Origin of the sequence: Streptomyces sp. NPDC020490 (assembly GCF_044335305.1) — a bacterium.
Lineage (GTDB): Bacteria > Actinomycetota > Actinomycetes > Streptomycetales > Streptomycetaceae > Streptomyces.
Genome location: NZ_JBIRUY010000017.1, coordinates 54,472 through 67,094 on the forward strand (window position 1 = coordinate 54,472; position 12,623 = coordinate 67,094).

Sequence of the window (12,623 nt, forward strand, 5' to 3'; positions counted from 1 at the left end):
GAAGGTCACACCCGAACGGACCCCACGGCGCCGCCGCCGACCCCCGCGAGGGGGAGGGCCGTCAACGGCTTCCGTGTCTCCTTCCTCGGCGTGCCGGACCAGGATCTTGGCGTGATCTCGACGTCGGACGGCGCCGGGCGGCGTCAGGAGCCCCGCGCGGCGGTCAGGCGGACAGGGCTGTCACCAGCGCCGGCGTGACCTGCTCGACCTGCCAGGGCCGCGCGCCGTGCCCGGTGAGCGCGGCCGCCACCGACTCCGCGTCCACGACCTGCGGCGGCTCCCAGCACACGCGCCGCACCGTGTCCGGCGTGATCAGGTTCTCCTGCGGCATGTTCAGCCGCTCCGCCAGCGCCGACACCGCGGCCCGCGCCGCCGACAGCCGTGCCGCGGCGGCCGGGTCCTTGTCGGCCCAGGCCCGCGGCGGCGGGGGTCCCGTCACCGGCTGGCCCGGCTGCGGCAGCTGGGTGTCGGGGAGTTCCTTGGCGCGGTCCACCGCCGCCTGCCACTGCTCCAGCTGGCGTCGTCCCATGCGGTGCCCGAACCCGTTCAGCGCGGCCAGCGCGTGCACGTTGGCCGGTATCGCGAGAGCCGCCTCGACGATCGCGGCGTCGCCCAGCACCTTGCTCGGGGAGACGTCCCGCCGCCGGGCGATCCGGTCCCGGGTCTGCCACAGCTCGCGCACCACGGCGAGCTGCCGGCGCCGGCGCACCTTGTGCATCCCGGAGGTGCGGCGCCAGGGGTCCTTGCGCGGCTCGGCGGGCGGCGCGGCCGCGATGGCGTCGAACTCCTGCAGGGCCCACTCCAGCTTGCCCTGCCGCTCCAGCTCCTTCTCCAGCGCGTCGCGCAGGTCCACCAGGAGCTCGACGTCCAGCGCCGCGTACCGGAGCCACGGCTCGGGCAGCGGGCGGGTGGACCAGTCGACGGCGGAGTGTCCCTTCTCCAGGACGAATCCGAGGACGCCCTCGACCATGGCGCCCAGTCCGACCCGCGGGAACCCGGCGAGGCGCCCCGCGAGTTCGGTGTCGAACAGCCGGGCCGGCACCATGCCTATCTCCCGCAGGCACGGAAGGTCCTGGGAGGCCGCGTGCAGCACCCACTCCGCGTCGGCCAGCGCCTCGCCGAGACCGGAGAGGTCGGGGCAGGCCACGGGGTCCACCAGCGCGCTTCCCGCGCCCTCGCGGCGCAGCTGGACGAGGTAGGCCCGCTGGCCGTACCGGTAGCCGGAGGCGCGCTCGGCGTCGACGGCCACCGGCCCGGTGCCGGCGGCGAAGGCGCCGATCACCTCGGCCAGCGCGTCCTCGTCGGCGGTGACGGGCGGAATGCCCTCGCGCGGCTCCAGCAGAGGAATCGGCGCCCCTTCGTCAGTAGATCCGCCGTCGTCCGGAGGGGCGCCTCCGGTGGTTCGCAGTGAGATGTCTGCTGCGGTCTCTTGGGCGTCGGTCACCTGTCAAGGGTATCTGTGTGTGGACAGCGCCCGCCGACGTAACGTTCCGTCGGCGGGCGCCTGGGGGTCGTAAACCGGTCAGCAAGGTGAAACGTCCGGTTCACGACGTGGACGGGCGGGCGGACGGGGCTCGGGGGCCGGTCCGGTTCACGCCGGTGAACGGTCGGGGGCGGTGTCCGGTGAACGATCGGGGCCGGTGTCCGCGGCCTGCGGACGGTCGGGGTCGGTGGACGGTGCGGACGGTCGGGTCCGGACGGTGCGGACGGTCGGGGTCAGTGGATGATGCCGGTGCGCAGGGCGACGGCGACCATGCCGGCGCGGTCGCCGGTGCCGAGCTTGCGCGCGATGCGGGCGAGGTGGCTCTTGACGGTCAGCGCGGACAGGCCCATGGAGACGCCGATCGCCTTGTTCGACTGGCCCTCCGCCACCAGCCGCAGCACCTCGACCTCACGGCCGGACAGTTCGCGGTAGCCGCCAGGGTGGCTCGGGGCGCCCGGGTGACGGCGGTGCAGCCGGGCGGCGGCCGCGCCGATGGGAGCGGCGCCCGGCCGGGTGGGGAGCCCGACGTTGGTACGGGTGCCGGTGACGACGTAGCCCTTCACACCGCCCGCGAGGGCGTTGCGCACGGCGCCGATGTCGTCGGCGGCGGAGAGGGCGAGTCCGTTGGGCCAGCCCGCGGCACGGGTCTCCGACAGGAGGGTGAGGCCCGAGCCGTCGGGCAGGTGGACGTCGGCGACACAGATGTCGCGGGGGTTGCCGATGCGGGGACGAGCCTCCGCGACGGACGAGGCCTCGATGACGTCGCGCACACCGAGCGCCCACAGGTGGCGGGTGACGGTGGAGCGGACGCGCGGGTCGGCCACGACCACCATGGCGGTCGGCTTGTTCGGGCGGTAGGCGACCAGGCTTGCGGGCTGCTCGAGGAGAACGGACACCAGGCCTCCTGGGGGGTGGGACGGCTTTGTAGGTCAAAGTCGTCTTCGGCACCAAACCTCCGGGCCTTTAGAAAAAGATCACGATTTAGTGAGTAACAATCTGCGCAATTCGGACAGGCTGTCGATCGTTCGGTGAGCGAATCGGTTCGTTCGAGGGGTCACCTATGACTGAAAGTGGCCGTATCGACAAAGAGATGGGCAAAAGGGTGGTCAGCGGGGAGAGTGCCGTGGTCAGGGGGGAGGCCGGCGCGGTCAGTGGAGGGACCGCCCTGGTCAGTGGAGGGACCGCCGTGGTCAGTGGAGGGACCGCCGTGGTCAGCGGGGGGACTGCGGTCCGCGCCGCTGCGGCAGCGTCACCACCGACGCGTCGCCCGGCCCGGCCGGCGGCAGCCCGGCGACCTGTGCGAGCAGATCGCACCAGGCGGCCAGGTGACCGGCCGTGTCCGGGACGCCGCCCAGGCCCTCGCGCGGCGTCCAGGAGGCGCGGATCTCGATCTGCGAGGCGGCGGGGCGCTCCGCCAGCCCGCCGAAGTAGTGGGAACTCGCCCGCGTGACCGTGCCGCTGGGCTCGCCGCACGCCAGCCCGCGCGCCTGCAGCGCGCCGGTCAGCCACGACCAGCACACCTCGGGCAGCAGCGGGTCGGCGGCCATCTCCGGCTCCAGCTCCGCGCGCACCAGCGTCACCAGCCGGAAGGCGCCCCGCCAGGCGTCGTGCCCCTCCGGCTCGTGCAGCAGCACCAGCCGGCCGTCGGCCAGGTCCTGGTCGCCGTCGACGACCGTGGCCTCCAGCGCGTACGCGAACGGCGCCAGCCGCTGCGGCGCGCGGGTCGGCTCCACCTCGATCTGGGGCCGCAGCCGGCTGCCGCGCAGCGCCTCGACCGCGGCCCGGAAGGCCGGCGGAGCCGTGGTGCTCGCATGCCGGTCCGCATCCCCGGTGTCCTTCGCGTCGTCCATGTCGCCAGCGCCGTCCGACAGTCGTTCCTGAGCCGCAGCCATGCGGGAAGGTTAAAGGGAACCGGGGCTCCGCGCGGGCCTAGACACCCCGGGCCCGCGACGCCGGACCGGCCGCGCGGTGCCCCGGCCTTGGCGACGGGCGGCGGCCCGCGTCGTGCGAGACTTTCCCCCGTGAGTGCCAACGACACCCCCGCGGCCCGCCCGCAGCCGACAGCCACGTACGACTCCGCCTTCCTCAGGGCCTGCCGGCGCGAGCCCGTGCCGCACACGCCGGTGTGGTTCATGCGGCAGGCCGGGCGCTCCCTGCCGGAGTACCGCAAGGTCCGCCAGGGCATCGGGATGCTCGATTCCTGCATGCGGCCCGACCTGGTCACCGAGATCACGCTGCAGCCGGTGCGCCGGCACGGCGTGGACGCGGCGATCTACTTCAGCGACATCGTCGTGCCGCTGAAGGCCATCGGCCTCGACCTCGACATCAAGCCCGGCGTCGGGCCGGTCGTCGAGCAGCCGGTCCGCACCCGCGCCGACCTCGCGCGGCTGCGCGACCTGACCCCCGAGGACGTCTCCTACGTCACCGAGGCGATCGGCCTGCTGACCCGCGAGCTCGGCCCGACCCCGCTCATCGGATTCGCCGGCGCCCCCTTCACCCTCGCGAGCTACCTTGTCGAGGGCGGCCCGTCGCGCACGTACGAGAACGCCAAGGCGATGATGTACGGCGACCCGGAGCTGTGGGCCGACCTGCTCGACCGCCTCGCGGACATCACGGCCGCCTTCCTGAAGGTGCAGATCGAGGCGGGCGCCTCCGCGGTCCAGCTCTTCGACTCCTGGGCCGGCGCGCTCGCCCCCGCCGACTACCGCCGCTCGGTGATGCCCGCCTCCGCCAAGGTCTTCGACGCCGTCGCCGGGTACGGCGTCCCGCGCATCCACTTCGGCGTCGGCACCGGCGAGCTGCTGAAGCTGATGGGCGAGGCCGGCGCGGACGTCGTCGGCGTCGACTGGCGCGTCCCGCTCGACGAGGCCGCCCGGCGGGTCGGCCCGGGCAAGGCGCTCCAGGGCAACCTCGACCCGACGGTGCTGTTCGCCACCACGGAGGCCGTCGAGGCGAAGACCCGCGAGGTGCTCGACTCCGCGGCCGGCCTGGAGGGCCACGTGTTCAACCTCGGCCACGGCGTCATGCCGTCCACCGACCCGGACGCGCTCACCCGGCTCGTGGAATACGTCCACACGCACACCGCGCGCTGACCTACCAGGTCTGCCGGGGCCGCGCCTGCCTGCCGAACAGCAGGCCGGGCGGTTCCGGCGGCGCGGGAGTGCCCGGCTTCAGCGGCCAGGCGAGCAGCATGCCGACGACGAAGCCGACCACGTGCGCCGCGTACGCCACGGTGCCGGCGGCGGAGACGCCCCCGCCGGAGGAGTACACCGCCTGCAGCGCGAACCAGAAGCCCAGCACCAGCCAGGCCGGCAGCCTGAGCGGCAGGAAGACCAGGAACGGCACGAGCACCCACACCCTGGCTCTCGGATACAGCACGAGGTAGGCGCCCAGCACACCCGCGATGGCCCCGGACGCGCCGATCAGCGGGTCGGTGGAGTCGGCGTTGAACAGGGCGAAGCCGTACGACGCCGCGTAGCCGCACACCAGGTAGAACAGCGTGAACCGGACGTGCCCCATGCGGTCCTCGACGTTGTTGCCGAAGATCATCAGAAACAGCATGTTGCCCAGCAGGTGCAGCCAGCTGCCGTGCAGGAACATCGCGGTGAAGACGGACACCGGCGGGGACTTGTCGTAGTCCGGCGGGGCCACCACGCAGCCCGCGCCGTGCGCGCCCACGGCGACGTCGCCGGTCGGCACCAGCCGCGGCATCTGATGGTGGATCAACTCCCGCGGCACCGCCGCGTAGTGGTCGAGGAACGCCTGCAGGTGGCACAGCTGCGACAGGCTGCTGTCGCCCGCCACGGAACCGGCGAGGCCGGGCGTGTACAGGAAGACCAGGACGTTCGCGGCGACCAGCGTGTACGTCACCCACGGGGTGCGCCGCACCGGGTTCACGTCATGAACGGGGATGACCACAACGGACTACTGCCCGGGATCGGCCCCGCGAACCCGTGAACGGCGGCCCGCGCGCGTGCGTATGTCTCCTCAACCGCCCGCGGCGCGGGGAAGGCGGGTCGCGGGGACGACGTGAGGAAACAGGCGATGAACGACCGAGTTACTCCTGCGGTGCACGCACTGCCCGACGGTGAGGCGGAGCTCGCCCTCGTGGTCCGTCTGCCCTGGGAGGACGTGGCCAGGCTGGGCCAGGAGGCCGGACGGCTGGCCTCGCAGATGCAGCGGCCGGTGACGCTGGACGAGGCGGTGAGCCACCGGCTGCGGTCCGCGCGGCCGGCCGCGGCGCACGCGAAGCCCGCCGGGGAGCAGCCGGCCGCCGCCATGCCCGCGAGCGCGTCCGTGTCGTCGCTGCCCTCGCGGGCGCCGGCCGAGCACGCGCGGCAGGCGATCGAGCGGATCAACGGGTCGGCCTGAGCGCCCCCGCGGGACGCGCCCGTGCGGGCGCGTCCCGCGCGCCCGTCACCCCGTGCCCCGCTCCACCCCGTGCCCTGCTACCCCGTGTCCCGCTCCACCCCGTCCCCTGCTCCACCGTGCCCCGCTCCACCGTCCGTCGTTACACCGTGCCCCGCTTCACCGCCGCCGTCGCCTTGCGGGCCGCCACCAGCACCGGGTCCCACACCGGGCTGAACGGCGGGGCGTAGCCGAGGTCCAGGGCCGTCATCTGCTCCACCGTCATGCCGGCGGTCAGGGCCACGGCCGCGATGTCGACCCGTTTGGCCGCGCCCTCCCGGCCGACGATCTGCACGCCGAGCAGGCGGCCCGTCCGCCGCTCGGCGAGCATCTTCACCGTCATGGGAGAGGCGCCGGGGTAGTAGCCCGCCCGGCTGGTCGACTCGACGGTGACCGTCTCGAACTGCAGGCCGGCGCGGCGGGCGTCCTTCTCGCGCAGTCCGGTGCGCGCGATCTCCAGCTCGCACACCTTGCTCACCGCCGTGCCGACCACGCCCGGGAAGGTGGCGTAGCCGCCGCCGACGTTGGTGCCGATGACCTGGCCGTGCTTGTTGGCGTGGGTGCCCAGCGCGATGTGCCGCTCCTGGCCGGAGACCAGGTCCAGGACCTCGACGCAGTCCCCGCCGGCCCAGACGTTCTGCTGCCCGCGCACCCGCATCGCGAGGTCGGTGAGCAGGCCGCGGTGGGCGCCCAGGGGCAGCCCGGCGGCCTCGGCGAGCGCGGTCTCGGGGCGCACGCCGATGCCGAGGACGACCACGTCCGCCGGGAACTCGGCGTCCTCGGTCGCCACCGCCCGCACCCGCCCGTCCTCGCCCGTGAGCACCTTGGTGACCTCGGCGTCGTCGACCATGGTGATGCCCAGGCCCTCCATGGCCGCGTGCACCAGGCGGCCCATGTCGGGGTCCAGCGTGGACATCGGCTCGCTGCCGCGGTTGACGACCGTCACCCGGTAGCCGCGGTTGATCAACGCCTCGGCCATCTCGACGCCGATGTAGCCCGCCCCGACCACCACGGCGCGCCGCCCACGCGTGCGGGCCAGCGTGTCCAGCAGGGCCTGCCCGTCGTCGAGGGTCTGCACGCCGTGCACGCCGGGGGCGTCGATGCCCGGCAGGTCCGGGCGGACCGGCCGGGCCCCGGTGGCGATCACGAGCTTGTCGTACGACGTCCAGGACTCGGCCCCGGAGTCGACGTCACGCGCGCGTACCCGCCCCCGGGCGACGTCGATCTCCGTGACCTCCGTCCGCATGCGCAGGTCGATGTCCCGCGCGCGGTGCTCCTCGGGCGTGCGCGCGATCAGCCGGTCCCGGTCGGGCACGTCGCCGCCCACCCAGTACGGGATGCCGCACGCCGAGAAGGAGGTGAAGTGGCCCCGCTCGAACGCCACGATCTCCAGTTCGCCGGGGCCCTTCAGCCGGCGGGCCTGCGACGCCGCGGACATCCCCGCGGCGTCGCCGCCGATCACGACCAGTCGCTCCCTCGCACCGCTCATCGTCATGCGAACACGCTACGGCCCCCCGGCACTTCAGTGCCGCTCGCCACCCTCCTCCTGCACCGGCCGGGCCGCCGGCAGGTGGCCCGAGGCGCTCGGCACCGGCGCGCTGTGCATCGGCGCGCTGTGCATCGGGGCGTTCGGCATCGGCGCGCCCGGCACGGGCGCGGCGGCCGTCCGCCGCGGCAGCCGGGGGCGCACCAGCCGCCGCCAGACGAGCACGAGCAGGGCCGCCACCACCGCGAACGGCAGCACCGCCCCGAACGCCACCGCCAGCCAGCGCAGCATCGTCACGAACGCGTCCCAGCCGCCCGCGAGGGCGTCCACGAAGCCCGGGTCGCCGTCGTCCTCCGCGGCCTTCTTCACCGGCGTCTCGGACAGCGACAGGGTGATGGTGGCCAGGCTCGTGCGGTCCTTCAGGGACGCCTGCTGCGCCAGCAGCGCCTCCAGGTCGGCCTCGCGGCCGCTCAGCTCGCCCTCCAGCGCGACGACGTCGCTCAGCTTGGTGGCCTGGTCCATCAGTTCGCGGACCCGGGCGACGCTGGCCCGCTGCGACTTGATGCGGCTCTCCACGTCGACGACCTGGTCGGTGACGTCCTCGGCCTTCGCGGTGCGGTCCAGGAGCTTGCCCGCGCCCTGCAGATCGGTGAGGACGCCGTCGTACTTCTCCACCGGCACCCGCAGCACCACGCGCGTGTGCTCGTGGCCGTCCGCGTCGCGGGTGGTGTTCTCCTCGCCGACGTAGCCGCCCGCGTTCTCGGTGGTGGTGCGGGCCTGGTCGAGTGCCTTCGGCACGTCCTTGACCTGGACGGTCAGCGAGGCGGTGCGGATGATGCTGCTCGCCGTCAGGCGGGGCGTGCCGGACGCTCCGCGGCCGCTCGTGGCGCCACCGGAGGCGCCCGGCTTGGCGTCGCTCTGCGCGCCGCTCTGTGCGCCGCCCTGCGCATCGCTCTGCTGGGCGGCCTTCTCGCCGGCGCCGCCGCCCGCGTCGCTGCTGCTGTCGTTCGCGCTGCACCCCGTCAGCGCGAGGGCCGCGGCCAGCAGGATCCCGGCCACGGCCGGAACGGGTCGTACGGAACGCTGTACGCGCATGTGGGCATCCCCCGTGGGTCTGTGACGAATTACCTCTCTACGACGCGGCAGGCGGCCCGGACGTTTGGCGCGGGTGGTTCCGATGAGGTCACGGTCACGACTCGACAGGGCCACAAGGCCCTGGCGTGAGGGCCGGTGGCGTCTGAGAGGGTGGAGCCCATGAGCGGATCAGGCACGGGCACCGGGCAGGTCGTCGTCATCGGAGCGGGCATCGCGGGACTGGCCGCGGCGCACCGATTGCTGGAGCGCGGGGCGCGCGTGACGGTCCTGGAGGCATCGGAGAGGACCGGCGGCAAGCTGCTCGCCGGTGAGATCGCGGGCGTCCGCGTCGACCTCGGCGCCGAGTCGATGCTGGCCCGCCGCCCCGAGGCGGTCGCCCTCGCCCGCGAGGTGGGCCTCGCCGACCGTCTCCAGCCGCCCGCCACCGCGGCCGCCTCCGTCTGGACCCGCGGCGCCCTGCGCCCCATGCCCAAGGGGCATGTGATGGGCGTCCCCGGCACCGCCGCGGCCCTGTCCGGCCTGCTCTCCGACGAGGGCGTCGCCCGCATCGAGCGCGACGCCGACCTGCCCCGCACCGAGATCGGCGACGACGTGGCGGTGGGGGAGTACGTGGCGGCCCGGGTCGGCCGCGAGGTCGTCGACCGCCTCGTCGAGCCCCTCCTCGGCGGCGTGTACGCCGGCGACGCCTACCGCATCTCGATGCGCTCGGCGGTCCCGCAGCTCTACCGGGCCGCCCTGACGCACACCTCGCTGACCGAGGCGGTCCGCGAGATCCAGGCCAGGGCCGCCGCCGACCCGCAGACCGGCCCGGTGTTCCTGGGCATCGCCGGCGGCGTCGGCACGCTGCCCGAGGCGGTCGCCGAGTCCGTCACCGCGCGCGGCGGCGAGATCCTCACCGGGCAGCCGGCGACCGGGCTGCGCCGGGAGGCCGGCGGCGGCTGGCGGGTGACCGCGGGCGACCGGGTCCTGCACGCCGACGCCGTGGTCCTCGCCGTGCCCGCGCCCGCCGCCGCGGACCTGCTGGCGGCCGAGTCCCCCGCGGCCGCCGCCGAGCTGCGCACCGTCGAGTACGCCTCCATGGCCCTGGTCACCCTCGCCTACCGCCGCGCCGACGTCTCCCTCCCCGACGGCAGTGGCTTCCTCGTGCCGCCCGTCGACGGCCACACCATCAAGGCGTCCACGTTCGCCTCCCAGAAGTGGGGCTGGCTGGCCGAGGCGGCCCCGGACGTGGTGGTGCTGCGCACCTCCGTCGGACGCCACGGCGAGACGGAGATCCTCCAGCACGAGGACGCCCACCTCGTCGACGTCTCCCGGCGCGACCTGAAGGCGGCCACCGGCCTCGACGCCACCCCCCTGCAGGCCCGGGTCACCCGCTGGACCGACGGCCTGCCCCAGTACCCGGTCGGCCACCACGCGCGCGTGGCCCGCATCCGCGAGCACGTCGCCAAGCTGCCCGGCCTCGTCGTCTGCGGCGCGCAGTACGACGGCGTCGGCATCCCGGCCTGCATCGCGAGCGCCCACGCGGCCGTGGACCAGCTCGACGGAGACCTCGGCGGTGTGCGGCGGCTCACCGCCGACCCGGTGCAGAGTCTGCACGGAGGAGCAGGAGAATGAGGGACATGAGTGACGACGCCCCCACCACCGAGTCCGGCAGGATCCCGAACAAGGGCAAGCTGGCCAAGGACCTCAACGAGGTCATCCGCTACACGCTCTGGTCGGTCTTCAAACTGAAGGACGTCCTGCCCGAGGACCGCGCGGGCTACGCCGACGAGGTCCAGGAGCTGTTCGACCAGCTCGCCGCGAAGGACGTGACGATCCGCGGCACGTACGACCTGTCAGGGCTGCGCGCCGACGCCGACGTCATGATCTGGTGGCACGCGGAGACCAGCGACGCGCTGCAGGACGCGTACAACCTCTTCCGGCGCACGAAGCTGGGACGCGCCCTGGAGCCGGTGTGGTCGAACATGGCGCTGCACCGCCCCGCCGAGTTCAACCGCTCGCACATCCCGGCGTTCCTCGCCGACGAGACGCCGCGCGACTACATCAGCGTCTACCCGTTCGTGCGCTCCTACGACTGGTACCTGCTGCCCGACGAGGACCGCCGCCGCATGCTCGCCGACCACGGCAAGATGGCCCGCGGCTACCCGGACGTGCGCGCCAACACGGTCGCCTCCTTCTCGCTCGGCGACTACGAGTGGATCCTCGCCTTCGAGGCCGACGAGCTGTACCGCATCGTCGACCTCATGCGCCACCTGCGCGGCTCGGAGGCCCGGATGCACGTCCGCGAGGAGATCCCGTTCTTCACCGGCCGCCGCAAGTCCGTCGCCGACCTGGTCGCCGGGCTGGCCTGACCGGTCTGGCGGGCCTGACGGGCCTGACCGGTCTGGGTCCGTCGCCGGTGCCGGTGTGCACCGGCCGGGGGCGCGGGCGGCGCGCCGCCGTCAGCGCGCGCCGCCCGCCCCCGGCGCCGGCACCGGCTCCGTTTCCGGTCGCGGATTCCGCTTCGGCTCCGGCTCCGCTCTCGGCTCCGGCTCCCGGTGCGGCGCGCAGGCCGCCCGTCGCACCGGGAGCCGCCCGTCCAGCAGGTACGCCTCCAGGTAGCCGTTGACGCAGCGGTTCGCTCCGCCCGCCACGCCGTGCGTGCCGGCGTCCCGCTCCGTCACCAGCACCGACCCCGACAGGCGCCGACGCAGTTCCAGGGCGCCCTCGTAGGGGGCGGCGGCGTCCCGCTCGGCCGCCAGGATCAGCGTCGGCGGCAGCTCGCCGGGGCCGGTCCGCACGTCGAGCGGCCGCTGGCGCGGCACGGGCCAGTACGCGCACGGCAGGTTCGTCCACGCGTTGTCCCAGGTCTCGAACGGCGCCACCCGCGCGAGCCGCGTGTTGTCCCGGTCCCAGACCCGGAAGTCCGTCGGCCAGGGCGCGTCGTTGCACTCGACGGCCGTGTAGACCGCGCTCGCGTTCTCCGCCTCGGCCGCCGCCTCCCGGGGCGGCGCCGCCTGCTCGATCAGCGGCTTCGGGTCGCCCTTCAGGTACTGCGAGAGCGCCTCGGCGCGCAGCGGCCAGACGTCGTCGTAGTAACCGGCCGTCAGGAACGCGCTCCGCAACTGCCCCGGTCCCACCGTGCCGCCCGCCGGCCGGGCCGCGAGCCGCGTGCTCGCCCGGTCGTAGCTGCGCTGCACCGCGTCGGCCGTCGCCCCCAGCCCGTACACGGCGTCGTGCCGGGCCGTCCACTCCCGGAAGTCGGCCCAGCGGTCCTCGAACGCGGCCGACTGGGCGAGGTTGTTGCGGTACCAGATCTGCTCCGGGTCCGGGTTCACCGCCGCGTCGAACACCATCCGCCGCACGTGCGAGGGGAACATCGTCGCGTACAGCGCCCCGAAGTAGGTGCCGTACGACGCCCCCATGAACGTCAGCCGCCGCTCGCCCAGCGCGGCGCGCAGGACGTCCAGGTCGCGGGCGTTGTCGAGCGAGGTGTAGTGCCGCAGGGCGCTGCCCGCCCGCCGGGCGCAGCCGCGCGCGTACGCCTTGGCCTCGGCGACGCGCTCCCGCTTGTACGACTCCGAGGGGTGCGTGGGCGCCTGCGTGGGCCCCTTGAAGAACGTCCTCGGGTCCTGGCAGGACAGCGGGGCGGAACGGCCCACCCCGCGCGGGGAGTAGCCGACCAGGTCGTAGGCCGCCGCGATGCGCTTCCACTCCGGCATCAGACCCATCAGCGGGAAGTACCGGCCGTCGCCGCCCGGTCCGCCCGGGTTGAAGACCAGGGCGCCCTGGCGGGGTACCCGGCGCTCGCTGTCGCGCGGGTCCTTGCGCGTGGCCCGCACCCGGCTGACGGTCAGCCGGATCTGCCGGCCGTCGGGACGGGCGTAGTCGAGCGGTACGGACACCGTGCCGCACTGCAGACGGCCCGGCACGTCCTGGCCGTCCGCGCAGGTGCCCCAGTGGATGCCGGCGGCCGCGGCACGGGCGGCGGCGACCGCCGTACCGCGCACCGCGCCCGGCGTTCCCGGCGAGCCGCCGGCCGGGGCGGCGGCCAGGGCGGTCAGGAGCAAGGATCCGGCGGCCGTGTAGAGGGCGGGAGCTCTCATCGGTGTCATCGGTGTCCCTTCGGTGCACGGCTGCGACAAAAGGGATGTTTCGTTCGCGTGTCGAGGA

The 12,623-nt window shown here is 74.3% G+C and carries 11 protein-coding genes; 4 read left to right on the forward strand and 7 right to left on the reverse strand.

Going from position 1 to position 12,623, the window contains the following annotated elements; translation table 11 throughout:
* Nucleotides 1–163: 163 nt before the first annotated feature.
* From ACH4ZX_RS19325 to ACH4ZX_RS19335, 3 genes are all read right to left on the reverse strand, one after another.
* Nucleotides 164–1,444: an HRDC domain-containing protein gene (locus ACH4ZX_RS19325; protein WP_398273792.1), complete on the reverse strand. Its 1,281-nt coding sequence runs from the start codon at nt 1,442–1,444 to the stop codon at nt 164–166.
* A gap of 272 nt (nt 1,445–1,716) precedes the next feature.
* The gene (locus tag ACH4ZX_RS19330) at nt 1,717–2,379 is read right to left on the reverse strand and encodes a response regulator transcription factor (RefSeq protein ID WP_324786662.1); all 663 of its coding nucleotides are present in this window, start codon (nt 2,377–2,379) and stop codon (nt 1,717–1,719) included.
* 315 nt (nt 2,380–2,694) lie between these two features.
* A complete protein-coding gene (locus ACH4ZX_RS19335) occupies nt 2,695–3,375 on the reverse strand; it encodes a DUF3000 domain-containing protein (RefSeq protein ID WP_398273795.1) in 681 nt (226 codons plus the stop codon).
* 129 nt (nt 3,376–3,504) lie between these two features.
* Here ACH4ZX_RS19335 and hemE point away from each other — a divergent pair, with 129 nt between their 5' ends.
* On the forward strand, nt 3,505–4,575 hold the full coding sequence (hemE, locus tag ACH4ZX_RS19340) for a uroporphyrinogen decarboxylase (protein ID WP_398273798.1): 1,071 nt from the start codon (nt 3,505–3,507) through the stop codon (nt 4,573–4,575).
* A gap of 1 nt (nt 4,576) precedes the next feature.
* On the opposite strand, the gene ACH4ZX_RS19345 is transcribed toward hemE, so the two are convergent.
* On the reverse strand, nt 4,577–5,401 hold the full coding sequence (locus ACH4ZX_RS19345) for a rhomboid family intramembrane serine protease (RefSeq protein WP_398273801.1): 825 nt from the start codon (nt 5,399–5,401) through the stop codon (nt 4,577–4,579).
* Between the two features lie 126 nt (nt 5,402–5,527).
* Between ACH4ZX_RS19345 and ACH4ZX_RS19350 the strand changes: the two genes are divergently transcribed.
* Nucleotides 5,528–5,854 (forward strand): hypothetical protein, encoded by a 327-nt coding sequence (locus ACH4ZX_RS19350; RefSeq protein ID WP_360759151.1) that lies wholly within the window; start codon nt 5,528–5,530, stop codon nt 5,852–5,854.
* A 139-nt stretch (nt 5,855–5,993) separates the two neighbouring features.
* On the opposite strand, the gene ACH4ZX_RS19355 is transcribed toward ACH4ZX_RS19350, so the two are convergent.
* Both ACH4ZX_RS19355 and ACH4ZX_RS19360 read right to left on the reverse strand, forming a co-directional pair.
* Nucleotides 5,994–7,385, reverse strand: coding sequence for an FAD-dependent oxidoreductase (locus tag ACH4ZX_RS19355; RefSeq protein WP_398273805.1), 1,392 nt, complete (start codon nt 7,383–7,385; stop codon nt 5,994–5,996).
* A 27-nt stretch (nt 7,386–7,412) separates the two neighbouring features.
* Entirely contained in the window at nt 7,413–8,471 is a 1,059-nt protein-coding gene (locus ACH4ZX_RS19360) for a DUF4349 domain-containing protein (protein WP_398273808.1), read from the reverse strand.
* Between the two features lie 159 nt (nt 8,472–8,630).
* Here ACH4ZX_RS19360 and hemG point away from each other — a divergent pair, with 159 nt between their 5' ends.
* Together hemG and hemQ are read left to right on the forward strand one after the other, a co-directional pair.
* Nucleotides 8,631–10,085: a protoporphyrinogen oxidase gene (hemG, locus tag ACH4ZX_RS19365; RefSeq protein WP_398273811.1), complete on the forward strand. Its 1,455-nt coding sequence runs from the start codon at nt 8,631–8,633 to the stop codon at nt 10,083–10,085.
* A 5-nt stretch (nt 10,086–10,090) separates the two neighbouring features.
* On the forward strand, nt 10,091–10,822 hold the full coding sequence (hemQ, locus tag ACH4ZX_RS19370) for a hydrogen peroxide-dependent heme synthase (protein WP_398273814.1): 732 nt from the start codon (nt 10,091–10,093) through the stop codon (nt 10,820–10,822).
* Nucleotides 10,823–10,912: 90 nt separating this feature from the next.
* On the opposite strand, the gene ACH4ZX_RS19375 is transcribed toward hemQ, so the two are convergent.
* The gene (locus ACH4ZX_RS19375; protein WP_398274018.1) at nt 10,913–12,556 is read right to left on the reverse strand and encodes an alpha/beta hydrolase; all 1,644 of its coding nucleotides are present in this window, start codon (nt 12,554–12,556) and stop codon (nt 10,913–10,915) included.
* Between the last annotated feature and the right edge of the window lie 67 nt (nt 12,557–12,623).